This window comes from Oculatella sp. FACHB-28 (genome assembly GCF_014696015.1).
Lineage (GTDB): Bacteria > Cyanobacteriota > Cyanobacteriia > Elainellales > Elainellaceae > JAAUTN01.
The window spans coordinates 22,382-47,450 of the sequence record NZ_JACJPJ010000106.1; the positions used below are offsets into that span (position 1 = coordinate 22,382).

At 49.2% G+C, this 25,069-nt stretch carries 22 protein-coding genes and 1 pseudogene; 6 read left to right on the forward strand and 17 right to left on the reverse strand.

The genetic code is table 11. The features are described 5' to 3' along the window. Window positions 1-515 precede the first annotated feature (515 nt). Window positions 516-1,526 carry a TOBE-like domain-containing protein gene (locus tag H6F88_RS30830; protein ID WP_190646644.1) on the reverse strand — a complete coding sequence of 337 codons (1,011 nt, stop codon included), beginning with the start codon at window positions 1,524-1,526 and terminating at the stop codon, window positions 516-518. Window positions 1,527-1,814: 288 nt separating this feature from the next. On the opposite strand from H6F88_RS30830, the gene H6F88_RS30835 reads away from it, so the two are divergent. After that, window positions 1,815-2,537, forward strand: coding sequence for a phosphatase PAP2 family protein (locus tag H6F88_RS30835; RefSeq protein WP_190646645.1), 723 nt, complete (start codon window positions 1,815-1,817; stop codon window positions 2,535-2,537). Between the two features lie 26 nt (window positions 2,538-2,563). On the opposite strand, the gene H6F88_RS30840 is transcribed toward H6F88_RS30835, so the two are convergent. Both H6F88_RS30840 and H6F88_RS30845 read right to left on the reverse strand, forming a co-directional pair. Further along, the gene (locus H6F88_RS30840) at window positions 2,564-2,713 is read right to left on the reverse strand and encodes a hypothetical protein (protein ID WP_190646646.1); all 150 of its coding nucleotides are present in this window, start codon (window positions 2,711-2,713) and stop codon (window positions 2,564-2,566) included. Window positions 2,714-2,740: 27 nt separating this feature from the next. Then, complete coding sequence (locus H6F88_RS30845) at window positions 2,741-3,580, reverse strand: arylamine N-acetyltransferase (protein ID WP_190646647.1); 840 nt, start codon at window positions 3,578-3,580, stop codon at window positions 2,741-2,743. 268 nt (window positions 3,581-3,848) lie between these two features. Between H6F88_RS30845 and H6F88_RS30850 the strand changes: the two genes are divergently transcribed. Beyond that, window positions 3,849-4,007 carry a hypothetical protein gene (locus H6F88_RS30850; protein WP_190646648.1) on the forward strand — a complete coding sequence of 53 codons (159 nt, stop codon included), beginning with the start codon at window positions 3,849-3,851 and terminating at the stop codon, window positions 4,005-4,007. A 151-nt stretch (window positions 4,008-4,158) separates the two neighbouring features. On the opposite strand, the gene H6F88_RS30855 is transcribed toward H6F88_RS30850, so the two are convergent. After that, the gene (locus tag H6F88_RS30855) at window positions 4,159-4,722 is read right to left on the reverse strand and encodes a DUF3611 family protein (RefSeq protein ID WP_190646649.1); all 564 of its coding nucleotides are present in this window, start codon (window positions 4,720-4,722) and stop codon (window positions 4,159-4,161) included. Between the two features lie 593 nt (window positions 4,723-5,315). Here H6F88_RS30855 and H6F88_RS30860 point away from each other — a divergent pair. Next, window positions 5,316-6,239, forward strand: coding sequence for a LysR substrate-binding domain-containing protein (locus H6F88_RS30860; protein WP_190646650.1), 924 nt, complete (start codon window positions 5,316-5,318; stop codon window positions 6,237-6,239). 187 nt (window positions 6,240-6,426) lie between these two features. On the opposite strand, the gene H6F88_RS30865 is transcribed toward H6F88_RS30860, so the two are convergent. From H6F88_RS30865 to H6F88_RS30905, 9 genes are all read right to left on the reverse strand, one after another. Then, window positions 6,427-8,106 (reverse strand): heme peroxidase family protein, encoded by a 1,680-nt coding sequence (locus H6F88_RS30865; RefSeq protein WP_190646651.1) that lies wholly within the window; start codon window positions 8,104-8,106, stop codon window positions 6,427-6,429. 376 nt (window positions 8,107-8,482) lie between these two features. Beyond that, window positions 8,483-9,229, reverse strand: a complete 747-nt coding sequence (locus H6F88_RS30870; RefSeq protein ID WP_242050781.1) for a phosphatase PAP2 family protein — start codon at window positions 9,227-9,229, stop codon at window positions 8,483-8,485. A gap of 21 nt (window positions 9,230-9,250) precedes the next feature. Beyond that, a complete protein-coding gene (locus tag H6F88_RS30875; protein WP_190646652.1) occupies window positions 9,251-11,365 on the reverse strand; it encodes an FAD-dependent oxidoreductase in 2,115 nt (704 codons plus the stop codon). A 162-nt stretch (window positions 11,366-11,527) separates the two neighbouring features. Beyond that, window positions 11,528-12,139 carry a Uma2 family endonuclease gene (locus H6F88_RS30880; RefSeq protein WP_190646653.1) on the reverse strand — a complete coding sequence of 204 codons (612 nt, stop codon included), beginning with the start codon at window positions 12,137-12,139 and terminating at the stop codon, window positions 11,528-11,530. Window positions 12,140-12,171: 32 nt separating this feature from the next. After that, window positions 12,172-12,825, reverse strand: a complete 654-nt coding sequence (locus H6F88_RS30885; RefSeq protein ID WP_190646654.1) for a DUF938 domain-containing protein — start codon at window positions 12,823-12,825, stop codon at window positions 12,172-12,174. Window positions 12,826-12,855: 30 nt separating this feature from the next. Beyond that, on the reverse strand, window positions 12,856-13,788 hold the full coding sequence (locus H6F88_RS30890; protein ID WP_190646655.1) for a DMT family transporter: 933 nt from the start codon (window positions 13,786-13,788) through the stop codon (window positions 12,856-12,858). A gap of 127 nt (window positions 13,789-13,915) precedes the next feature. Further along, the gene (locus H6F88_RS30895; RefSeq protein WP_190646656.1) at window positions 13,916-14,143 is read right to left on the reverse strand and encodes a DNA-directed RNA polymerase subunit omega; all 228 of its coding nucleotides are present in this window, start codon (window positions 14,141-14,143) and stop codon (window positions 13,916-13,918) included. 278 nt (window positions 14,144-14,421) lie between these two features. Then, window positions 14,422-14,928: a pentapeptide repeat-containing protein gene (locus tag H6F88_RS30900; RefSeq protein ID WP_190646657.1), complete on the reverse strand. Its 507-nt coding sequence runs from the start codon at window positions 14,926-14,928 to the stop codon at window positions 14,422-14,424. A gap of 13 nt (window positions 14,929-14,941) precedes the next feature. After that, window positions 14,942-16,423, reverse strand: coding sequence for an LCP family protein (locus H6F88_RS30905; RefSeq protein WP_347277767.1), 1,482 nt, complete (start codon window positions 16,421-16,423; stop codon window positions 14,942-14,944). A gap of 434 nt (window positions 16,424-16,857) precedes the next feature. On the opposite strand from H6F88_RS30905, the gene H6F88_RS30910 reads away from it, so the two are divergent. Continuing rightward, window positions 16,858-17,907, forward strand: a complete 1,050-nt coding sequence (locus tag H6F88_RS30910; RefSeq protein WP_190646658.1) for a mannose-1-phosphate guanylyltransferase — start codon at window positions 16,858-16,860, stop codon at window positions 17,905-17,907. 275 nt (window positions 17,908-18,182) lie between these two features. After that, window positions 18,183-19,835, forward strand: coding sequence for an AarF/ABC1/UbiB kinase family protein (locus tag H6F88_RS30915; protein WP_190646659.1), 1,653 nt, complete (start codon window positions 18,183-18,185; stop codon window positions 19,833-19,835). Here the strand turns inward: H6F88_RS30915 and H6F88_RS30920 are convergent. From H6F88_RS30920 to H6F88_RS30930, 3 genes and pseudogenes are all read right to left on the reverse strand, one after another. Beyond that, a pseudogene (locus tag H6F88_RS30920) lies at window positions 19,835-20,008 on the reverse strand (DUF4160 domain-containing protein); the annotation flags it as partial. The gene H6F88_RS30915 and the pseudogene H6F88_RS30920 overlap by 1 nt on opposite strands. Window position 20,009: 1 nt before the next feature. After that, window positions 20,010-22,424, reverse strand: coding sequence for a toll/interleukin-1 receptor domain-containing protein (locus tag H6F88_RS30925; RefSeq protein ID WP_190646661.1), 2,415 nt, complete (start codon window positions 22,422-22,424; stop codon window positions 20,010-20,012). 686 nt (window positions 22,425-23,110) lie between these two features. Further along, entirely contained in the window at window positions 23,111-23,584 is a 474-nt protein-coding gene (locus H6F88_RS30930; protein WP_190646662.1) for a hypothetical protein, read from the reverse strand. 80 nt (window positions 23,585-23,664) lie between these two features. Here H6F88_RS30930 and H6F88_RS30935 point away from each other — a divergent pair, with 80 nt between their 5' ends. Continuing rightward, on the forward strand, window positions 23,665-24,078 hold the full coding sequence (locus H6F88_RS30935; protein ID WP_190646663.1) for a thioesterase family protein: 414 nt from the start codon (window positions 23,665-23,667) through the stop codon (window positions 24,076-24,078). 73 nt (window positions 24,079-24,151) lie between these two features. On the opposite strand, the gene H6F88_RS30940 is transcribed toward H6F88_RS30935, so the two are convergent. Next, window positions 24,152-25,003, reverse strand: a complete 852-nt coding sequence (locus H6F88_RS30940) for a YwqG family protein (protein ID WP_190646664.1) — start codon at window positions 25,001-25,003, stop codon at window positions 24,152-24,154. Between the last annotated feature and the right edge of the window lie 66 nt (window positions 25,004-25,069).

Genomic DNA, 25,069 nt, shown 5'->3' on the forward strand with positions numbered 1-25,069 from the left:
CTTTGTGCAACAGGTGAAACACCCGCACCAGCATGATTTGCCTGATTAAAGTTATTGCAACGGCTAGCTAAGTCAAACTAATTTACCTAATTAAAGTGCGGGCAAACAAACCCATCTCCTGAAGAAAACGAAACAAAAGATTGCAGATTCATATTCAATTTAACTCTCTATTTTTCATCCTCATCCTTAACCTTCTTCCACTACATCCATCTAACAGATTATCTCAAAGGGGGGTTGACACTTAGGATATTTTGTGGTTTATCCTGAAATGAGGAGTTTCAGCATTTTGAGCTCCATATTTCAGTATCAGCTTTAACAAAAAGTAATGACTTATACAAGAGTTGTAACTAACAAAAGTAAAATAGCGTGAACTATTTCAAAGGATACAAGTCCGATTTCGTCTGAAAACTGGACGATTTATCACTGACGGTTTGTCACGAATATGTAGCATTAAGAAAGGGAATCCCCTAAAGAATTCCCTTTCACAATTCTTGCGTTTTTACGAAGCATCCTTCCTAGCGCTGTAATGCAAAAGATCTTGTATCTTTGGGCTTCACAAAAACTTGCTGTTTGGGCTTCAGATTAAGCTGATCAAACTTTTCACGGGTCAGATAAACCGTAACCGCTTGACCATCCTCAAGCGCCAACTCACTTTGAATCTCCCAACCTAAGTGAACCACGCGCTGCACTCTGGCGGGTGCAGTAGAGTCGTCGGGTGAAAGCTGCACTACGACATCATGAGGACGCAAGAAAAGCTGGGGCTGACTGGTCGAAATGCCGCTTTGCTGAAAAATCCGGGCATCCCCAGGAAGGACATTCACTGGGCCGATGAAACTCATGACAAACGGACTAGCAGGATTGTCATAAATTTCGGCTGGGCTACCAATTTGCTCGATTCTTCCCTGATTCATCACGACAATTTCGTCAGACACTTCCATCGCTTCTTCCTGGTCGTGGGTGACGAATACGGTCGTGACATGAACTTTGTCGTGCAGGTTGCGAAGCCAGGTTCGCAGATCTTTACGCACTCTGGCATCGAGTGCGCCAAAGGGCTCGTCTAACAGCAAGACTTTGGGTTCTACGGCAAGCGATCGCGCCAGTGCAACTCGTTGGCGTTGTCCGCCAGAGAGTTGGGAGGGATAGCGATCGCCCAAACTCTGGAGCTGAATCAAATCCAACAGTTCTTCTACACGGTTTTGGATGCGCGGCTTTGGCCACTTAGCGATTTCCAGCCCAAACGCAATGTTTTTGCGAACGGTGAGATGCTTAAACAGCGCATAGTGCTGAAACACAAACCCAATATTTCGGTCTTGCACGCTCTGATGTGTAGCATCCTTGCCTGTCAGATAGACTCTGCCACTGTCTGGTTCTTCTAGCCCAGCAATCACTCGCAGCAAGGTAGACTTTCCAGAACCCGATGGACCTAATAACGCAACGAGTCCACCCGTCTTAATCTCAACGCTTACTTGGTCTAAAGCAAAAAAATTGCCAAACTGCTTAGATACGTTTTCAACCGTAATGCCCACGCGGAAGCCTCCAAACGGTAATCGAGATAAATACAGTTATTCGGTCGGAATGCCGTATTTTATGTTTGTTATTATGGAGCTTCGTGTACCAAAAGTACAGTATCTTCTGTGACTTACCGTAATTTCTTTAGCATTTTGGCAGTATTTCGGCTTATTCTTCCAAATTTTCCTATGGGGAAAAAAAGTCAGGGTAATTCCCTTCTTGGTAGGAGGGAATGTGATTGAGAATGGTGCAAGACTCAAGTAAATACTCTTGGAAGCGAAGATTACTATCAAGGATTTTTGTCTATGCTTGAACCTGATTCTTTTAGATTTGGCTTTCGGAAGCCTGCCCAGGCTTTTCTGGGGTTCTTTAAAGGGCTATTAGGTTCTCGTTGGCCTTCTCTACTGATGTTGCTGCTAGGTGTTTACCTGCCACTGTTAGGATTTGAGACCTTAGCGCTGAAGATTGGAAACTATGAAAGTGGCTTTCCCTGGGATGTTGCCATCCTCTTGTACCTTCACAAGACAGCAAACCCCCATCTCGATCTATTTGCGTCAACGTTCACCAAGCTTGGGGTGTATTGGGGTGTATTTCCGTTTGCCGTTGTGCTTGGCGTGATTTTGCTGAGGCAAAGACAGTGGCGATCGCTTGCTTATCTGCTCACTACGCTTTTAGGTAGTTCGGCCATCAATCTTGCCGCAAAAGGCATGATGCAGCGGATTCGTCCTCATCTATGGGAATCACTTTATCCAGCAGCGTCAGGGTTTGCCTTTCCTAGTGGACATGCCATGTCGAGCATGTCACTCGTTGCGGCGCTGGTTGTCTTAACCTGGGGCAGTCGCTGGCAGGGGTGGGTGTTAACGGTTGGCGGACTGTTTGTTGTGGCGATCGGTTGGACAAGAATCTATTTAGGAGTTCACTACCCCAGCGATATTTTGGCTGGGTGGCTAGTTTCGATTGGATGGGCGGTTGGAGTCAGCCTAATTGTTAGACCTCACCTGCGAAGAGCAAGCGTTGACTCGCTCTAGCAAATAAAGCAAGGCGAAATTAGCGGCTACAGAAGTGCTTGAATTGCCATTGAGATTTCGGCATCAGTTGCCAGATTATTGTTGAAGCAAATTTCTGTATGTTGACTGATGAGAGTTCCAATGTATGGCTTTCCTGCTCCTTTTGGAGCAATTAGCATGTAAAGGATTCGACTCATCATTCTTACCTTAAACGTGAAATCACATCAGGCATTCAGGGGATTATCAATTAGCCGTTGCAAGACCGTGTCTAGGTTGGCGATCGCCCCCAACTCTAATTGAAATAAGTCCTCAAGTGCAGAACGCAGCTCGGTTGCGGTACTCAACGTCTTTCGCTCGGTAGGATTGCCCAAATGATGGATTGCAAGCTGGTTATTGCGTAGAGCATAACGCCGATCTGAATTGGGTCTGGCAGCAATAAGTGAATTCACAAAGGGTGAATTAGGATGAGTGGAAATATACCAATTGCTTACCTCATAATCGGGTAGCTGTTGTTCGTGCAGATCAAAAAGATAAAGAGATTTCCACTCCTGCCCGGTAAATGCCTGCATGATGTAGGTACTGTCCTCTCCAATCAAGCGGAATAGCTCATGGGGAGTACTTTGTTGAAAATCTAGCTTTAGAGACAGGGGCGTTGTAAGGGTTAAGCCACCAAATCCAACATCTGCAACATAGGTTTCTCCATCCAGATCAATTCGTAGCAACATGTGGGTACGAGGCATAATGCTTCCTTTGGGAAGACCCCAAAGTACACGAGCCGCCAAGTTTTTCACTTGAAAGCCAAGGGTGAGCAACACCGACCGTAGCAACAGGTTTTGCTCAAAACAGTAGCCTCCCCGTCTTTCATAAATTAGCTTGCGCTGCAAAGATTCTAAGTCTAGAAGAACAGGTTGCTTGAGCAATGGATTGAGGTTTTCAAACGCGATCGCCTTTGCATGACAGAGGTGAATTGCCTGGAGCGTTGTCAGGGTAGGAGAGCGATCGCCACTATATCCAATGCGTTGAAAATAAGCATTAAGGTCTATTACATTCGGTATTTGTTTCATCCTATCTGCCGAGCTATAAGCTCCTATATTCCTTTTAAGATACTGATAGTTGTGAGAAACAGTTCAAGTTTACTCCTCACAAACCTGATTTAGCGGTGTTGCTTATGAGCTAGCTTAGGGAACTTCACCGCCTATCTTCGTTAGACTAAATCGTAACTTAGAGCGGTCAGTCAGAGGTGACGGCTTTGCAGAACTATACTTCAGACTCTAAGCCATCGTTTCTATATCAAGTTTTCGCACAATATATTTTGTTTTAGGAGAACTCCAAATGTTAGAAACCATTGCAATTCAAATTCCAGAAGATGCTCGAACTCTAGAGGACTTAGAGGAAACTGAGCGACAAGCATTGGCTCAAAAATATCTCCGAAATCCGTTCTCTGTTCGCTGGTCAACATTGGCTCAATTATCCCAAAACCCTGAGCTATAGTGCTGTTTATCTCATACCACTTGTACAAAAAACCAGATATTGGAACTTGTCCCGCGTACGCGGGACAAGTTCCAATATCTGGTTTTAAATTAGTTACAAAAAAGGGTAGGACTTAGTCCTACCCTTTTTTGTAACCCCAAACTGGTGGAGGTTATTGTTTGACCCGCTCTAGCAGCCAGAGGGAGGCGATCGCTCCCGCAAAATGGGCCGTAATGCCTGTCATATTCGCCATTGCCACTAGAATATCCAAAGCACGAATGATCTTTTGTGGGTCATAAACCGCGATTCCTTGAGGTTGAGCCAATACCTTACCCAACAGCACGCCCAGAGTCGCACCACCTCCTAAAATCGTCAGCAGCATTCCAATCAAGCTTACTAGCAGAGACAGCCGCAGCACTTTAATTACGTCTGCTCTATGGGGATTTGCTTGATCGGAATCAAGCAACAGTTTACCTGTGCGGGTGTATCGAAATGAGAGAAAGATGGCGAATAGCAGCACTAAAACGCCACAAACCGCCCAGAAGATACCAACCCCAATGCCTGGAGTATTTTCGTCGCTAAAGTTTTGTCCAGTAACAGCAAAAACTAGAATGAGCGATGAAACAATGGCTAATCCAATTTGCAGCCAAAACGTAGCCCATCCTGTCCACCGAAAAGTTACTCCAATATCGTGCAGCTTTGGACCTAGCGATCGCCGCTCTGTTTGAGTCCGCATACCTCTTTCCTCGTTCAACTGCGGATTCCGCTTTGGAATCTCACCTTCAAACCATAACGATCTCATTGATGAGAAACCACTTCCTAGAGAGGGAAAGGGGGATAGCGGTAAGGATGTTTTGGCACTAGAAATTAACCCTGGTTTTGAAGCGTGAATGGGGACTTCATTCAATGTAGGACTTTTAATAAACAAAAGAAAAGCGCTGCACAATTGCGGCGAAAGTACTAGCAAAACTTCAGAAAAACCAACTGCCTGCGGGAGTGGGAACCAGGTGCTTTCTGAGCTAGTAACTTACCGTAACCGTACAGCGCTATGGAAGGGAACTTGTATATTTGCTGTTAATCCCAATAGTACTCTTAAAATCCATAGATAAAAATCACTAGTCCTTATCTTTTGCATAGATTTTTATCTATGATAATAACTTGCAGGAAGAGAGAAACTCTTATGCTGTATAGCTTCTAGCCACCCAGCCACATTGCGGGCAAAGAAATATTGTGCGAAAAATCCATAGATAAAAATCACTAGTTCGAGCGCTTGTGATAGACTTTTATCCATAAACCTGCCCAGGCAGAAATTGACGCAGGAGTTTTCAGGTGATCCACGCCACCCTACATCAACTCAAAGTGTTTGAAGCAACGGCTCGTCACGGCAGCTTTACCCGAGCTGCGGAAGAGTTATTTCTGACTCAGCCAACGGTTTCTATGCAGGTAAAACAGTTGACCAAAGCCGTAGGGTTACCCCTATTTGAGCAAGTGGGCAAGAAGCTTTACCTGACAGATGCGGGACGCGAACTGTTTTCTACCTGCCAGGATATTTTTAGTCGGCTCGACCAACTTGAAATGCGAGTCGCAGATATGAAAGGCATGAAACAGGGACAGCTACGGTTAGCAGTGATCACCACCGCCAAGTACTTTGTCCCTCGATTGCTTGGCCCATTCTGTCAAATCTACCCTGGCATTGACGTTTCGCTAATTGTGACCAATCATGAGCAGGTGATCGAGCGGTTATCAGATAACCAGGATGACCTCTACATCATGAGCCAATTGCCTGAACACATGGATATTGAAGCTTATCCATTTATGGATAACCCACTAGTCGTAGTTGCTCCCAGCACTCATCCACTTGCAGGCAAGAAGAATATTCCTATATCGGAGTTGGTTGGAGAGCCTTTCATTATGCGAGAGCCAGGTTCAGGCACTCGCCGCTCGGTGCAAAAGCTGTTTGATCAGGAGGGAATATCCGTCAGGGTACGGCTAGAGTTGGGCAGTAATGAGGCGATTAAACAGGCGATCGCCGGGGGCTTAGGCTTATCCGTCCTCTCTCGCCACACCCTCACCCCCGAAATCCCCAATAGTGAACTCACTGTTTTAGATGTGCAGGGCTTCCCGATTCACCGCAACTGGTACGCCGTCTCCCTCTCAGGCAAACAGCTTTCAGTTGTCGCCAGCACTTTCTTGGACTACCTCAAGGTAGAAGCAGCAAAGCTTTCTGATGGGGCAATGTCGATTTTAGTGTGAGGAAGTTGAGGTTCTTCGTTACAAGGCGGAGCCTTGTAATGCCATACCCGAGGCTCTGCCTCTTGCCCATTTCCCGTCTCTCCCAGAAACCAGACATTGAAATAGGGGCTTAGCATTGCTAAACCCCTTAACAGAGAGATGATATAGGTTAATTAATCCACAGTTGTGAAGTAATTAGCACTAAGCCTTACAGCATCACACCTGCAAACTTGAGGAAGTCACCAATTGTGTGGATCTCACCGCCATCTGGCAATCTCACACCCTTACCAGGCTCCCACTGTTGATTGTTGTAATCGCGCTGATTCAAGTAAGAAGCAGGGTCATTCATCATTAGACCGATGAATGTCTCAGCAGCCAGACGGCTACCCACTTCACCCAACGTATCTCCCTTTGCCCGAACTTCAGCCTCTTTGAGAATGTAGAACCAAGCAGGCGTCTTCTCCAGGAAGGGTTCCAGCGCTTGATTCATGGCATCAGAGTTGTCTTGCTTTAGCTCCTCTGGGGTTAGCTTGGGCACACCCAGTTTTGCCGCAAGGCTTTGTCCGGTGGGAATGCTGAGCAGATAACCGCGCAGCAAGTTGCGCTTAGCTAGGTGCTTCAACAGTTCTTTGATCATGGTTGAGGGTTCATCTTCCCCTTCGTTGATCATGGTGGACAGAGGTGGAGTCAAGTGAGTGTCAATTTTGCGGGCAGAACGTCTTTGCCGCTCAGCAGCAGCCGTTTTGTCCACAAATCGATCCCACTCAATGATCCAGTTGAATGGCAAGGTATCGTTCGCACCGGGACCGTTGCGCTCACCAATGTTACCTCTGCCCGTAAAGGAAAACAGCAACTCAAAGCTGGCGCTGGGAATCAGGACAGCTTCAAGTCCAAAGTTGCGATTGTAGTCGTAGCCAGCCCGCACCATGCTGTGCCCGAAACGGTATGCCGCAACAGAAAATTCTAGGGGCATGAAGATGTCGCGATATTGCAGGTCGTAGAATTTCAGCCCGCCCTTGAGAATGTTGTCTACTGTTCCATCTACAGTTAAAGTTTTGAGGAAATCGTTCACTACAAGCCACTGGTGGTGCCAGCGAACCAGATTTTGCGCCCGCTCAAACAGACCCTGTTCATCCTTAAAGCTCTTGGGTTCGTTTGTCCGAATCCAATCGACCACTGCGTTATGGAATCGCAGGAAAGCAGTGTGAAGCTGAGCAACAATCAGGTTTTCGTCGTTGCGGCTATCACCGATGATGGCGTTTCTGTCTTTGCGAGGCAGGTCGCGCATCAGGTCATCTGTTGGCGGAATTCTTTCTCCGGGAACGTCATCACCTGCAGAGTTCTTGAGCGCGTTTTGACCGATCTTGAACTTCACCGGATCATCTTCCTGGTAAAAGTCTTTCGCTTCGGTTGGGTTTGTGGGATTCAAAGTTGGGCCATCCCCATAGACGCTATCCAGGTCAAACACAGGACGGCGCAGATTCTTGAGCTTCTCAGCAACAAAGTCGGGCGCTAGGGGCTGAAAGTCATCTTTGATAATGTCGGTTTGCAAATCTTGGGAAGCGCGATCGGTATTGGCAGTGACATCGTGGTCGATGAACTGCCCCCAGTAAGTGTAAACCGGGGGAATATCTGAGTTTGCTTCTGCTGGATCGATGGGCTCTTGGGCATCAATCATGGCATTGCCCAGGTCTTTCAGCTTAGCAATGGTATCTGCCGGATTATCTGCCGGAAGCAGGCTATTGGGATCTTTAGCCAGATCTGGGAAAAGGTAATTAAAATCTGTTTCTACGTCGATCGCCGTTGCACCAGTTCCCTCAACGGTTCTTTCTACAAGCTTTTCTCGAATGTAACTGCCATGGCTAAACTGAAAAGGAATCTTTCGCATGGTTTCCTCTCTCCCTAAAAGGCAATGTCTGTCGAACTTTCGCTTAAAACAAACCGATCATTGAGGGATTACCCCTGAGTGAAAACGCTGAAGCTAGAATGTTTGGCTTGGTTTTCAGATAGCTCTTGGCATGGCATGGCTGCCTCAATGATCAAGCATCAAACGGTGGGTCAATCAAGACTGGCTTTGTTGCTGTCACTCTCGAAAAAGCTCGTCTTGAGGACTCTCACACCGTCTTCATCATTCTGGACAACTAATTAGCTAGTGGCAGTACCCACGCGGGTACTTTGGTTTGATACTGAGTTGCTTCAGTTAGAAAAAGGGAGGAAAGGCTTTGTCCTTCCTCCCTTTTTCTCTGTATAGCTGCAGTTAATATTTACCGAGATGCGGCTTCGGCACGGCTGAGAGCGATCGCCAAGAACATGGCCCAAACTAACCCAATCGCCAATCCAGCAAAAATATCGGTGGGCCAATGCGCTCCTAAAACTAAACGGGAAACCGTGATTAGCCCAACACCAAGCAGGAAAATGGCGATCGCCACAATTCGTTCAAACAAACTGCGAGAGGCTCGTATCCAAAGAAAAGCGATCAGCCCGTAAACTGTGCAGACGACTAGAGCATGTCCCGAGGGAAAGGAGTGTAAGCTAGGGGCAGCAATTCCACCTGCAATCAGGTCGGGGCGTTCGCGATTCCACAGTCCCCAACCCAACCAAGCAAGGGCAAACTGAAGGACATAGGCAACCGTCATGGTAGCGGCAGTCAGAGGGCGAGATCGAGAGGCAGCGATCGCCACAAAGGTCACCACTACGGGCAGCATTCCAATTAAACTGCCAGGTGATTCCCAGGTAATTCCTTGAGCAAAGGAAAGCGGGGCTTGCTTGGCGATCGCCAGCAGCATTTGCTCATCCCAGGCTTGCATTCCCTTCGCCTGCTGCGATTTTGCGACCAGGGTAATTATCGCGGTTAGCAGAGCGGTTAACCCAAACCCCAAAGCAAGCGTGCCAAACCAGCGTCGCCACACAACAGTCGGTAACTTGTGGCAATCTCGCCAGAACTGATGCCAAATTTTTTGGGCAGTGGTCGGGACGACCCAGCGGGGCGATCGCGGTTGCTGCATAGCCATTCAGTCTCAGGTATGGCGCAGCTAGATTCCTAGCTTTGCGCGGAGTACTCCATACAATACTCTAGATAGTTCGCGTCGACGCAAAAGTTGACGATCTTTTGGCGTTTCGGAAAAGGCGCGATCGCCCACTGCTGGCATTGCCTTACTCACCAAGAAAAAGAGTTGCTGTCGCGTAATCGCCTGATCTGGAGCAAACCGCCTGTTGCCCACACCAGAGACAATCTGCTTAGACACTAAGGTTTCGACACTGCTATAGGACCAATGGTCAGTTGGCAAGTCGATAAAACTGGCTGCAGCAGGAGATACTTTCTCAAACCCCAGTAGCTTTACCAGTGCGGCTGCAACGACCGCTCGACTCACCGGTCTTTCGGGGCAAAAATGTAAGTTATCTTTGTTCTCACTTCGCACAATTCCTGCCACTGCAAGCAGTTGAATTGCCTCAAAATCGGGGTCGTCGTGCGCCACATCATCAAACCAGAAAATTGGAATGCCATTACGAGTTAATAGTCCCTGAAGCTTGCGCGTGGGCGCTTCATTTGTGACAATATCGCGAGGCTGGGCATTCGTCCAAATCGACAATGCCGCCAGGTGCCCACTGGCTTCTCCGATCGCCCACTCCACAGGATGCATTCGATAAGCAGCATTCGTGATGTGAGTTGTGCCAATGCTTTTGGCAGAGAGAATTAGCCCATCTACATTAATCGGCACTAATGCCCCAGCGGCTACGGAAAAGGGCAGCGCATAGACATTTTTGCCCGGAAGGCTGACATGACCAATTTCCTCATTGCCGTGCAGGTCAAGGTAATGATATTGACCGATGCCAACACTATCACTAAAACATTTGGCGCGGGCTTCCCCTGGGAAGAAGGGTTCACCGACATCTTCGTGGCGAATGGTGGTAAGTGCAACACCCCGTCGTGCCTCTCGAATGTAAGGCTCTAGGGCAATGCCATCTGGCGTCCAGGTTAAATCACCTCGCGGCTTCAAATCCTTTACACCATTGGTCTGAAGGAAATGAACGTAGGCGCGGGCGCGATCGCGAGCTTGCTGGAGGTGCAGTCTGCGCTCGGCACGATTCACCCCAACCAACAACCCAACTCGATAATCATTGCCACAGCACATGGGTCCACTGTGCCCATCCTTGTGTTGTCCCCAGTTAAGGACGGTGACATCACCAGGGCTGACTATTTTTTCATCCTCTGCTACTCGCAGCAGGCGACGATAGCGAAAAATGCCGAAGCTATGAAAAAAATCACGCGGTTCAAGTTCCCAATTGCCACCGATTTTTGCCCAAAACTTGTGGCGAAACTCCTGAGCATTGAGCCAGCGTTGCGCTCCGTAACCTGTAGGGGCACCAATCGGTACACCTTTGCCTGGAGCCGTTCGCTCAACCACAACGCCAAAGGTAAACGACTGCTGACAGCGTGGCAGCGGATGTTCTGGAAGACGCTGTTCGCCTGTTTCGCTGCGGGCTTCCTGCCCAATCCGCGATTCGATGTTACCCAGTTCTAGCAGGTCGCCTAAGTCGGTCGCTTCAATCACGACTTGCCCTTTAACGGTGAAGGTGCGGCCATCCCGCAGATCTTCAAACACTACACCCGTCACGCGTCGTCGCTGCCCTGGCGTTTGCTCAAATAAAACTTCTATCGGTTCAGCGAGGGGAATTAGCTTCAGATTACCCTGAGCAATGTAGGGGGCGATCGCCTGATTCATTGCCGTCGCCGCTACCACCGGAGTCGTACACAGCGGACTCACCCAACCCCCTCCCGGATTAGCAACGCTCTTGCCTTTGACCGGTTGAAGCGATCGCTGTTTTACCCGAAACTGCCGCTGCAGCTTAGAAATTGCAAACCGTTCGCCGTCTACACTGGTCGCCGTTGCCCGATGCCGCAACAAGTCACCATCATCCGACGCAGGCAATGCCTGAGTGGTAAATTGTCCGCCGACTATTTTCGTCGGTTGCACCAAATACACCTGCAAATCAGCACGAGCTGCAACCAGTGCTGCCGAATATGCTGCTGTCGAGCCACCCACCACTAAAATCGAGCAAGACAGCACCTCCCCCTCCGCCGGTCGAGTAAATGCCCGATCTTCAAAAATTCCGTTCTGTTGTCTGATGGAGGTAAGCTGTGACATTTTTATCTAGAAGAAGGTGAAATCCTGCGGGTGTTATGGATTTTAAGATACCCAAGCCAAGGACACCTTTTCGTACAGCATGATTTAAACATCAATAGGTTCTTGCCCGACGTACAACAACCTACCGCTTTCTCAAGCGATCGCTAATCTTAAGCTACACAGCTACAATTCCGCTGCTTGAAAGATTGCATCAGTTGACAACTCTAGGTTAGGAAAAATACCCGACTTCAATCGTTGTCCTGCAATAAACCGTTGCATCTGGTATTCGTCTTCAATCAGTTGACATACGGTGACAGTCGGTTGTTTAGGCTTACCAATGTGGCGAATGGCTCCTAGAGCGCAAAAGTCTACAATCCAGTATTCAGCAATGCCCATCGCTTCATATTCCACCAGTTTGTGTCCATAGTCGTCCCACCAGTTTGGCCTCACAACTTCAATAACTAATGGAACTGTTTTTCCAAATTGGATAGTAGATGATTTTTGCCAGAGTGGTTCATTAACCAGGGCTGTTTTATCCAAAATCACAACGTCAGGTTGATATCCAGAGTCGGGGCGATCAGGCTTTAGTAGGCAACTTCTAGGAATGGTGTAAGGCAAGTTTTGTCGACGGATTTCTAACGTGAGTTCCTCAGCAAGAAATCCTGCAATAAGTTCGTGATTACCTGTTGGTAACACTTCTACGACTACTCCCTCAATTAGCTCATACCACTTACCGTCTTCTGGATACCACTCTAGAAACGCTTCAAAACTCATCGGATTGGCTTGTGCTTTCATCGTGAGTGCCCAAGTTTAAAGTTGATTGAACACTACTCATTCCGTTTAAAAATAACGGATAAGTTGTTGGCAGGCATGGGGACGACTTTGAGCAATGAGAGGTTTTGGGTTTGGGCAACGGTTATCACTTCGTCCAGATCTCGCACGCCCCATTCTGGGTTTTGGGCACGAAGGCTCTGATCAAATGCTTCATTACTGGAAGCTGTATGTTTACCGTTTTGTTTGTAAGGGCCGTAGAGATACAGAACACCATCTGGAGGCAGGATTCGCCCTGCTCCTGCCATTAAGCCCAAGCAGGCTGACCAAGGAGCGATGTGAATCATATTGATGTTGGCGATCGCCCCAATCTCACCCTTCTCAAACCCCTGTAAAGTTTCTGGCAACTCATTTTGCTCCACACTCCAAACCGGATCACGCGCATCAAGGGCGATCGGTGGATACACATTATCGGTGGGGCAATGTTGCCGCCATGCAGCAATGCTGGCTCGTGCTGAAGGATTAGGGTCAGAGGGCAACCACTTACGAGGATGCAGATGAGGGGCGAAGAAGATAGCGTGTTCTCCCGTACCGCTAGAGATTTCTAAGACTGTGCCCTGGGGGGGTAAGACTTGCTGCAACACATTTAGAATTGGCTCTCGGTTGCGTTGAGTCGCAGGGGCATACTGTCGCAGGTCAGGAGAAGTCATGATTGAGGCTACATTCGGGCAAGGTTCCACTTATTGTGACGTAATTTGTTCACAAGTGACCCGTTTGATGGGCGAACGCCTCCCAATCGCAACGCTAGCGACTACTAAACAGGCAGCACCAATCGTAAAGGGTGTAATGGTTTCACCTAATAAGAAGAAGGATGCTACCAGGGTCAAAAAGGGCTGGAGCAGTTGGATCTGTCCGACTCTGGCGACTCCACCTTTGGCTAAGCCGTGATACCAGGCAAAGAAGGCAACAAATTGACTCACGATGCTGACATAGGCAAAGCCTAACCATGCCACAGGGGAAGCGGTCAGCCCATGTTGTGAAGTACTCACGATCATCGGTAAGATTTCCACCGGAGCTGCTAGCACGAGTGCCCAACTGATCACCTGCCAACCACCCAGTGTTTTGGCTAATTTTCCTCCTTCTGCGTAGCCAAAGGCAGCAGCGATAACTGCAAGGAACAAAGCTAAGTCTGCGGGCTGGAGGTGCCCTGCTCCTGAGAAGATGCCAAATCCAATCACGGTGAGGCTGCCAAGGCTGCTAGCGATCCAGAATTGGCGGCTGGGGCGATCGCCCGCTCGAATCACTCCGGCGATCGCTGTTACCAGGGGCAACAGCCCCAATACGACTGCACCGTGAGCTGCGGGTAAGCGTTGCATTGCCCAGGCAGACAATAGCGGAAACCCTAAAACGACTCCCAGAGCAACGATAACCAAGCTGCGCCACTGGTGAGGAGTGGGAAATTTTTGACGGGTCAGGTGGAGGGCGATCGCTGCTAAAATTGCAGCGACAAAACCTCGCCCTAAGCCAACCCAAATGGGGTCTAAATCCAGCACTGCAACGCGAGTGGCAGGGAGTGTCAGGCTAAATCCCAGCACTCCCAAAAAACCATAAATTAATCCCACATCCGAACTGTCTTTTAGCGCAACAGAACGAATTCCCTGAATGTGTTTCATTGATCTGCTATTCCATGACTGGATATCTCCACTCTGATTCAGGAATAGCAGTACCGGAAGATACGGTTTTTTGCAGTTTGGCTAGTACAGTGGCGATCGCCTAATCTAGCTCTGACTTCAAAGTGACCTATTCGCCGATGATTTCGGGCTGAGTTAACTCGTCCGACATTTCGATGATGGCGCGAATCACGGGCTTCATTTTGGGGTCGTCCAGGCTATCGAATTCTTCAAAGCGGCGGCGCTGTGCCCGACTGGCAACCTGAACGGTGATCCGATAGCGGTTTGACGCAGCGCCAATTAGGTCTTCGGCACGGCGCATCAGGTGAGTGGTGTCAAAGGCAGAACGCTTTTGCATAAGACGGAGTTACGTTAGAACTTTTATAGTCTATCAAGGATCTCTGAAGTCAGGGATTGGTTTTGTGGTTTTTGATGTTGGGAGCCGAGCCTTGGGGGTTTCCCCCAAACCCCCATTGGGGGACGCCCGCTTCCCCCAAACCCCCCCGAAGGGATTGGAGATGGGCTGCAAGGCACGCTTCGCATCGGTGGTAACTCCTTGGAGTCTGGGAGCATGCGGTAGATGAATTGAGGTACGTTTAGGTTGATCTGTTGATCTATCAGGTACATCAGCAATCTTTATCGACAGCCTAAGCTATCTCTGGTTGAAACACCGGTTGTGGGATTGGTACCGGAGGCGCGATCGCACAGTTGACTGATTTCATAGCGATCGAGAATTGCGTCGGTGAAGTCAACTCCGGTAACGGTTACGTTCTCAAAGCTGGTGCGAGAGAGCGTTGCTTCTTGCAAAATGGCATTCGTCAGGTCTGAACCGACTAAAAACACCCGATCAACTAAAGCTCCAGTTAGGTTTGCGCCTCGCAGGTTCGCATTCAGCATCACGGCTTTGGTGAGAATTGCGTTGGTTAAGTCTGCATTCTCAAAGTTGATGCCCCGCATTTCGGCGGCGACGAAGGCTTTGCCAACCAGGTCTGTGCCTGAGAAATCCTGATTCTGCAAGTTAGCGTTGTTGTAGTTGACTGTGTCGGTCGCCGCTAGCGCTGGTGTTGCGCTAAGCAAAATCCACAGACAAGCCAGACCCAGAACTAGAATTAAACCAACACAGCGAGTCAAGATCGCCTTCATCTTTCTAACCTCCTTACCCATCAATTCGATCAGCCCAATCCTCTCCTACACGAATGGTTAGATCTGATTGTAAGTCTCCTGTTGAGGCAGAGACGACCCGACCTAGTCCTAGTACATTTTCTAGCAAGGCTGCACCCTGCATATCGCCTCGCTGCACAATAATGTCTGTTTGCACCTGGCGATCGGGCCAATCTTGAATCACGTAGACATTGTCAAAACCCTGCTCTTGCAGGTAGCTTGCAACCTGATTACCTAATTGAGGCTCTCCTGAGGCATTTTGGACGGCAATATACAGGTGGTTGAGGGCGCGGCGCTCTTCAGAACTGGTGACTGAAGGAACCTGAAAATATTCCTGCATGACCTGATCGACCGCATCAGAATCGGTAATCCAATAGCTAGCAACAAATTCATCAGGGGTGCTGAAACGGCCCGGCAACATGACCATTCTGAAACTGTCTTGCTCCAGGCTGACGCCAAAGTTTGCCAAAGCCAGCATTTCTTCTAACGAAAGGTTGGTGTCGACATACTTTTGGACAAGCTGAATCGCTTCTGGCAGCTTAGGAATCACGGCTGGACTAGTAATGCGATCGCGCAGTGCCCGAATTAACTGCTGTTGCCGCTGTACCCGACCAATATCTCCGTTGCCGTCTGCCCGAAAGCGAGCAAATTGCTCTGCTTGATCGCCATTCAAGTTTTGCCAGCCTTGCTCCAGGTCAATGTAAAGCTTCTGGGTTTCGTCTGTGTAGGACATCCGTTGAGGCACAAACACCTCTACGCCGCCCAGCAGGTCTACTAATTCTCGAAAGGCTTCGGTGCTAACCCGGACATAGCGATCAATCGGCACCCCATTCAGGTTACGGCTGACGACACGGGCTGCCAGGCTATCGCCGCCCAACATGTTGGCGTGGTTGATTTTGGTTAACCCAACGCCCGGAATTTCAACCTGAGTATCTCTGGGAATGGAAAGAACGTTAATCGAGTTGTCTTCGGGATCAACTTGCACCAGCAGCATCGTATCGCTGCGACCGTTGAGCACCTCAGGTGAATCAGGAGGAACATCAGGTACTCGGTCGATGCCCATGACCAGAATGTTGACCGGGCGAGTAATGTTGTAGCGAAACCCTTTGCTCCACAGATCGCTGAGCGAAAGCTGTGGGTCTGTATCAGAAGCGAGCGTAGGAGGCAAGGGAGTAAGCCAGGACAGAGCGACACCTAGTACTCCAGAGACTACTCCAGTCGTTACTAGAGCAGCACCCCAACCTAACCAGCGCAATGGGTTAGGCTTAGATGGCGATCGCTCCGGCACTCTAACCAGGCGAGCTTGATCGGACAACTGAGCAGGTGTGATAGCAGCAACGGAAGCTGTAGCTGTGGCTGTTGAAGCGCTAGGTATGTGGCTAGAGTCGCTAGGCTCTTCAGACACTTGAACAGGACTGGATTGTTGCGTTTTATACTGATCAGACTGATTTTGTAAACCGTCCACTCCGTCTCTCACCTTGACCTCATTTGTACTGTAGCTATGCGTATACTACCGACCTTAAGGAATTCGTAATGTATCCGTCTTTATGGTAGGTTGGAGCGCGATCGCCACCCCCCTACCTGCAGATGTAATTCCTAACCCGCACCCATGAGGCACTTGGCGAATTCTACGCGGTCAATTTGCCTAATGGCAAGCCCAACGAGCATTTGCGAACCTAGTTTTGCGAAATCATAAACCAAAACAATCTTAAGAAAAGTCGGGCAAAATCTAGGAATCTTGACATTTCAGTGTAAGCGATGCCATCAACTGATTAATGTTTTGCACATAGCATTTACGGCGTAAAAAACTATTTCAGTAGATTTTCTGGGTAGATTTTACGGACTAACAATGTAGATCCGTGCAGACTATCTAAGAAACCTCAAGGCAAACTAAAACAAAGCGAGAAGGCTATGATACCTGTGATTTTGGCTGGTGGTAAGGGAGAGCGCTTTTGGCCCCTGAGCCGGCGGCACCGTCCCAAGCAGTTTTTGAGTTTAGATGGCAGCGGTCAGAGTTTGCTTCAGGCAACCGCAGCCCGCCTGCTCAATTTGGCAGAGGGTTGGGACCACCTTTGGGTGATTACCTCGGGTCATCTAGCTGAAGGTGTTCAACAACAGCTTCCTGATTTGCCAGCAGAAAATCTGCTAGTCGAGGTTGAGGGACGCGATACGGCTCCGGCAGTAACCTGGGCAACCTTAGAAGTCGCTCGTCGCTATGGTGAAGAAACGGTTGTTGGCTTCTTCCCTGCTGACCCCTGGATTGCAGATGTAGCAGCGTTTCAGCAAACCCTCCGAGCTGCAACCGAGTTGGCTAGCAGTCAGGAGGCGATCGCCACCCTGGGCATCACCCCTACCTACCCTTCTACGGGCTATGGCTATATCGAACAGGGAGAAACCATTGGCTCTTTTGGTGGTTTTCCTGCTTATAAAGTCGATCGCTTTACCGAAAAACCCGATCGCGCTACGGCGGAGTCGTTTATCACGAGCGGACGCTTTAGCTGGAACAGCGGCATGTTTATCTTCCGGGCAGGTGTAGCCTTGGCAGAACTGCACACCCACGCCCCTGAAATCATTGAACCGCTAGAAAAACACGGACCCTCCATCTACCCCGACTTACCCAAGAAAAGCATTGACTACGCCATGATGGAAAAAACCCGTAAGGCGTGTGTCCTGCCCGTAACCTTTGGCTGGGATGACCTGGGCGACTGGAATGCGATCGAACGCCTGTTTAAGGGAGACAAACTCAATGTCGAGCTAGCCCAACACATTGGACTCGATACAGAAGACTCATTGGTTTACGCTGCTGACGCCGATGAAGTGGTTGTCACCATTGGACTTAAGGATGTGGTAATCGTCCGCGATGGCAAAGCAACCCTGATTGTGGACAAGCATCGCACACAGGAGATTAAACAAGTCCTCAAAGCGCTGAAGGACAATCCAAAACTGAGCGATTTGCTTTGATTTTGATTAGTCACTAGACCTCATGCGTGAAGGGTAGTGTGGCTGAGCCGTGCTACCCTTCACGCTTAAAAACTCATACCTGATAACTATCAACCATTGACCGACAACCCATAACCCTCTAATCTCTCCCTCTAGAGTGTTGGCAGCGATCGCCTCAAACCGCTACAAAATCAAGGGGTGTTAGTTTTAACAACCCCTGATTGCCAGTTGCATTTACTATCATGCGAATGTAGGCATCTCATTATCAGCCAGCCAATCGCAGGGCAGGAGGCAGAATGTTTTCAGGCTTGACTCAAACAAGCTCTCGACAACGAGAAATTCTTGAAGTTGTCTTCCGCAACGGTTGGGACTATGCGCGACGGCTGCTCACCGGTAGTAAAGCCGATGCGCCAAATTTACCGACCCCCGCTGTTCTCCGCAACATTTTGATTGACTTAGGACCAGTTTTTGTCAAGCTGGGGCAGTTGTTGAGTACTCGTCCTGATGTCTTACCTGCCGACTACATCAACGCTCTATCCACGCTGCAAAGTGACGTTCCACCTGTTCCCTGGTCTGAAATTGAGGTCGTGCTGCGGCGAGAGCTACGAGAGCCTTTAGAAGTCACCTTTACGAAGATTGACCAGCAGGCGGTCGCCGCAGGCTCTATTGCTCAGGTGCATCGGGTGACGTTGGCAGACGGACGTGAAGCTGCCATCAAAGTTCAGCGTCCTGGCATTGACCTGATCATTGATCAAGACATTGCTTTGATCAGAAGTTTGGCAGATCTGGCTTCCCGTTCTTCACTGGGACAAGATTATGACATCAAAGCTCTGGCAGAAGAATTTACGACTGCCCTCCGTGACGAGCTAGATTTCTTCAAAGAAGCAAGCTACACCGATCAGTTGCGCCGCAACATGGCTAACAGCAGTTGGTTTGACCCCACACAACTGGTTATCCCTGAGATTTACTGGGATTTGACCACCGAAAATCTGCTGGTGATGAAATGGCTAGATGGCGTTCCGCTGCTCACTGCTAAAGTGCCAGATGAGCCTCAAAACGGAAACACCGTCTCCAATCGTCGTACCACCACAACGATCTTATTTCGCGCCTTTTTCCAGCAAATTTACATCGACGGCTTCTTTCACGCCGATCCGCATCCGGGCAATCTGTTTTATCTCGATGATGGTCGGGTTGCCCTGCTCGACTGCGGCATGATTGGACGACTCGACCCCAACACGCAGCGAATTTTGACTGAAATGCTGTTGGCGATCGTTGACCTGGATTCTCAGCGATGCGTTCAACTGACGCTACAACTGGCAGAATCAAGCCGGGGCGTAAACCTGGCTCGGCTAGAAAATGACTACGATCGCCTGCTGCGAAAGTACTACAACCGCAACATTGCAGAACTCAACTTTAGCCAGGTCTTTTACGAAGTCCTCCAGGTTGCTCGCGTCAACAAAATCAAGTTGCCTAGCAACCTGGGGCTATATGCAAAAGCACTGGCAAATCTGGAAGGCGTGGCACGAACATTTGACCCCGAAATCAACCTGCTTGACCAGATTAAGCCACTGATGACCGACCTGTTCCGCAGACAGCTAATTGGCGACGAACCGCTGCAAACCTTATTGAGAACTGCACTCGACCTGAAAAGTCTCTCACTTCAATCGCCCCGTCAGGTAGAACAGTTGCTCGATCGAGTGACATCCGAAACGTTGAAGTGGAATCTAACGCTAAAAGATCTGGATGGTCTGCGATTAACAATGGATGACTCTGCTAACCGCTTATCGTTCAGCATTCTGGTTGGCTCACTGATCATGGGGGCTGCAACTATTTCTGCTGAGGGCAGTAGCTTGTCCTGGATCAGTAATGTTCTGTTTGGCGCTGCGAGTTTTCTGGGGCTTTGGTTGGCGGTCAATATCTTGCGTTCAGGAAGGTTGCGGCAACGTTAGATCTGGGCCCACTCGATGACGAATCTCAATACCCTTGGGGAAAGTTTCCCCTCCAGAATTGAGAGTAATTGAATCTCAATTCTGGCTTTTTGTTGACCATACCGCACGTGAAAATGGGGCGGTAGATGGTCATTGTAGTACATGGCAATGAGGATGCCGAAGAAGCGGCTCATTTCAGGCTTTAGCCTTCCCCATCTGCATCTGCCGCAGTAGGTCTTGTGTCAGCGGATGGTCAGAGAGTTGGGCGGTTTGCTCTGCCTGAATGACCTGCAACAGGAAGGTCAGGAAGTTTTGCCAGACCTGTTGACTGTTGGGATGGTCGGTTCCTAAAGCATTGAACAAAATTGGCAGTGCCCTCAGATAGAGCGGTTCTGCCTCGGCGTAGCGTCCTTGCGATTCGTAGAGGCCTGCCAGATTGTTGAGGCTATCAGCAAATTGAGGATGATTTTCTCCCAAGGTTTGTTTCTCAATTGCTAGGCATCTTAAACGCAGCGATTCTGCCTTCCCATAGCGTCCTTGCGAATAGTAGAGGTTTGCCAGGTTGTTGAGCTTGGTTGCGATATCAGGATGGTTTGCTCCCAACTGGGCTTCAGAAATTTTCAGTGCCCTCAGCAAGAGTGATTCTGCCTCTGGGTAGCGTCCTTGCGAGCGGTAGAGTTCTGCCAGATTGTTAAGGCTATCAGCAAATTGAGGATGATTTTCTCCCAAGGTTTGTTTCTCAATTGCTAGGCATCTTAAACGCAGCGATTCTGCCTCCCCATAGCGTCCTTGCGAATAGTAGAGTCCTGCCAGATTGTTGAGACTGGTGGCGACATCGGGATGGTTGGCTCCTAACCGATTTTCGGATATTTCTCGGCAGTGCTGGTACCAGAACAGTGCTTCACGGTAGTCTACCTGTCCTTCATAAAATTGAGCGATGCGGGTCGAGGGCTTGAATATGTCGGCATCGGCGAGCCAGGGCTGTAGGGTCGTGGTTACTTCTTTGAGATGGGGAATGACGGGTGTAAATTGCTCAATTTGGGCCAGGGTTGGGGCTATTGGCATTCGCTCTGCGGCTGCCGACATAACTTGACAGAGGGTTTGCTTCATTTCGTCTGCCTCTGCCCCTTGCTCTCGCTTTGCCGCAAAAAACTCGCGCAGCAGTTGGTGCAGTTGGTAGGTGCCCTCTCCGGTTCGCTCCAGTAGATGCAGGTTGAGCAGCGACGCATCCCGCCAATCTTCCACATCCTCTGTATATTCCTCTAGGCAACACGCTTCCACCAATGTCCAGGGAATTTCTGCCAAGGCAAACAGACTGAGAAATGCGGCTAATTGTCGGGCTGACTCGTCTAAAACCTCCCAACTCAACTCAAAGGCAGCGGCTACACCTAGGGGTGCGGTCATTTCTGGGGCAGCATCTTTCAGGGCTTTCGCCTCTAGGCGTTTATCCTGCAAGCGTCGCCACAAGGTTTCCAGGGATGTATCGGGTTTTCGCGCCAGATAGCGCCCGACTAGCTCCAGTCCCAGCGGCAAATAGCCTAACCACTGACAAAGCTGCTTCTCCAGGTCTGCGATCGCTTCAGGGAAACGAGGATCGTTGCCCGCTCTGCCCTGGGTAGCAAATGCCCGCAACAATTCGATCGCCTTCTCCTCTGACAGCACCTTGATCTCAAAGTTTTGCACAGGCGTTCCCAGCGTTAACCGCGTCGTCAGCAAAACTCGAAACTGCGATCGCTGAGGCGGCAACACGGAGGCAATATCCTGATACTGCTGCACATCATCAAACACAACTAGCGTCTCTCCGGGCTGCCAGTTGCGCCAGCACAGAGACACCTGTTCCGCTAATTCCAGATCTTCTAAAATCGTTAGCCCTAGCTGCGATTGCGCAAACAGGACAATCTGGGTACTCAGGTCTTCCCGTGCCCTCAGCCAGCAAATTCCACCCGGATAGGTGCCAATGTCTCGCTGTTGCAGAGCATATTGGGCGGCAAGTTCGGTCTTGCCAATTCCACCCATGCCGGAGACTGCTGAAATAGCGACGGTTGCTTGCGATTGCATTTGGGTGTGTAGCCGCTCTAGCTCGTCGTCTCGACCAACAAAGATGGTGCTTGCGATCGGCAAATTGGACGGAATGTTAGGCGGAAACACGGGTTTCGGACGATCGTTCTGCGCTGTTGCACTCCCCGGAAAATGCGGCTTTTGGTTAGGCTTGGCGCGGTCTTGAAGGAGCGATCGCAGCAACACCTCCTGCGCCTCTGCCTCTGCGACACCTACTAGATCGATATAAACAATGGGAGCTAACAACCCCGACAACTGACATTCCTTCACCCGCACTGGAATCAGTGTTCGATTCTTCCCGGTCGGGTCTTGGGCAAACGCCGCTGCCCATTCCGGTGCCGTAAATGCAGACTTTAGATAGGTTTCTGATAGGACGGCGATCGTGCGTTGCGCTTCTGATGCTGCCTTTTGCATATCCAGCACAAAGTTTCCGCCTGCACGAAAATCCCATGCCTGAATCACCGTCGTGTATCCTGCTTCTTCTAACGTCCAGGCAATCCATTCTGCCCAGGCGCGATCGTGACGGTTATAGCTAACAAAGAAATCCTTCATGGGGCAGGCATAGAGGGATTAAGGTCTGGGGTGAGGCAGGATTTTGTTGACCTCTAGCATCAAGCTGCTTCTGCAAAAACTTGGATTTTTGGCAAAAAATATGCAAATGGGCGGGTTGCTATCTCTTTTCTACTCTGGCAAAGTGACTTTTTCCGCTAATCTTTGGTATTTGTGCGAAAGACTCCAGCACTTACCTTTGCGGGTTAGTATGTTGGGTGAAGCGAACGCGTAACTCAACAAGCCCTAATCAAGCGTTGGGTTGCGCTCTGCTTCACCCAACCTACGGTGCTGTTGAAGTTGGTTTTACAGCACTCTCAACCAAGACGGATTGCGATCGCTCCCCCTTCAAACCGCATCAGTTCTGTTTTAACCGCAATCATCCTCACTTCAAACAGAGACATTCTCACTTCAAACAGGAACATTCCAACTTTAAGCTAGACCATTCTCATTTGAAACAGGATGATTGCTGTTTCAAATGAGAATGTTCTTGTTTCAAACGAGAATCGTCTCACTTCAAACGAGATGAATGGCTCTTAAAACAAAAACGTTCCTACCGCAAATAGGAACGTTCCTGGTCAGAGTTGAATTGGATAACTTTCAGACTGTAGGGGCAGGTTTAGAGGGGCGATCGCCAACTTTACAAAGATATCCGTAAACCCGCGCCTACGCGACACTCAAACTTTTGATCACACGCTTGTAGATTGCGGCTTGGTCTTCTTTGCTTTGCGGGCAAAGCGTTGTCCCATTTCATCCACTACTGTCTCTAGCCCTGCCCCCTGTCCACTGGCTTTGGCGTAGTTATACACCTGCAATGCGGCTGAATAGGCTTCACTGCCCACCGTTGTATACGTATCATCCAGCAATTCCTGGAGCTGTGTTACTGCCATCACAATCGCATACATCGCCTCAAACAGTTGCACATCTTTTCGCATTTCCTCCAGGTTAAATGACCTGGGCAAAAAGTCTGGATTCTGGGTTGCGACCTCCAATGCCTTGCTGACAAACGCTCGGCTCTTATCGCCCATCTTGGGGAGAGCTTTACGCTCCTCCGCTGTCAAATCAACCAAAAACGGCAGCTTCTCCTTTAAAGTGGTAATCGCTGCTAATGCGGCATCCCGGTCGGCTTGAGTCAACGTTGCGCTAATCTGGTTTGTTGCCATAGATAGATTCCCCTGGCTAGGTTTACGAACTTCAGTCTGCCCAAATTCATTCAGTACTACCCAATACAGCGCTTCGTTCAATGCAGAAAATTACCTTTGAGCTAGACGTGTATTCCTTTCACATTGATTTTTTAGGTCATGTGAACAACACGGTTTATACCCAGTGGATGGAAATTGGGCGAACAAAGCTGCTAGAAGCGATCGGAATGCCCCTTCACACCATCTTTCAGCAAGGATTTGCACCAGTGTTGGTGCAGACAAATATTACCTATAAGTCACCATTGCTATTAGGCGATCGCGTCCACGTTGAGCTGTGGCTTTCTGAACTGCGAAATGCTTCTGCGGTGATGCAGATTCATTTCTTTAATCAACACCAAACATTAGCGGCTGAAGGACAGCAAAAAGGATTATTTGTCGATCGCCAAACCATGCGACCCAGAAGGCTTCAGCCAGAAGAACGAGCTTTGTTTTTGCCTTATCTCATAGAGCAATAAAAAAGCCTTATCTTATACAGGCTCCGTAGGATGCGTTACGCTACCGCTAACGCATCGCTCATCTACTTAAATCTCAGGTACACTGAAGAACCATCCAAACGTTCTCGAACCACTGGGACGCTAAATCCGATTCTGTAATCCAGAAGTACAAACACCCTACAGATCCCCACATCCAACCAGGATCATCATCACTATCAAATTGAAATAGCAGTGTCCATTGCGATGCTTTAGATTCTAGTTCAGGAACGCAGGGGTTTTGATGCCACTCTGGATTACCCAGATCAACTCCATTAGAAGCCAACTGGCATTCGAGTTGCATTTCGCCTTGAACTTCCTGTGGATGACCGAGAAGTTGATGCCCGTAGTCCTGCACGCCCTCAGTGGAGCCAAAAGCCCAATATAATTCGTGCTCCTCATCAGTGAGATTTAAAGGTTTAATGTATAACGTTTCCCATCCAGGGAATGTTAGTCCGTTGTCAGTAGAGATCTTGCACGGCTTGTATCGAGCATAATCAGGAATCGATGCTGGGTAAGAAGCTCGATGTAGCAATTGATTCGGGAAGAGATAAACGCGCCAACTGCCTTTATCCTTCAAGTTAAAACCCCACGTCCTTTGCTCACAATCGTAAAAGAAAGATAGCAGACCGCTTGAGGGAAGCGGGGACACAATGGAATTCTTTGCGATCGCAGCAAGGTTGATTTGTCCCAGAAATGAGAGCGGTTGATTGTCCCATTCGGGCCACAAAAAGTCTTTCGGCACGTCGGGAAGCCCACCAAACTTCGATGCGCCAACAGGGATTTCATCATCGTTACTCGGCGTAGTACGAAACCTGATGCAGGGACGAGCAAGTCGGGCGATATCAACAGCAACACGGGCAAGTCCAGCATCAACGAGTTTTTGCCATATTTGCTCACGGTCGATCATGGCTTACACGTTGATAGAAAAGGTAAGGGCAGGGGTTTAGGCTTTCTCACCTTACCATTGACCTGT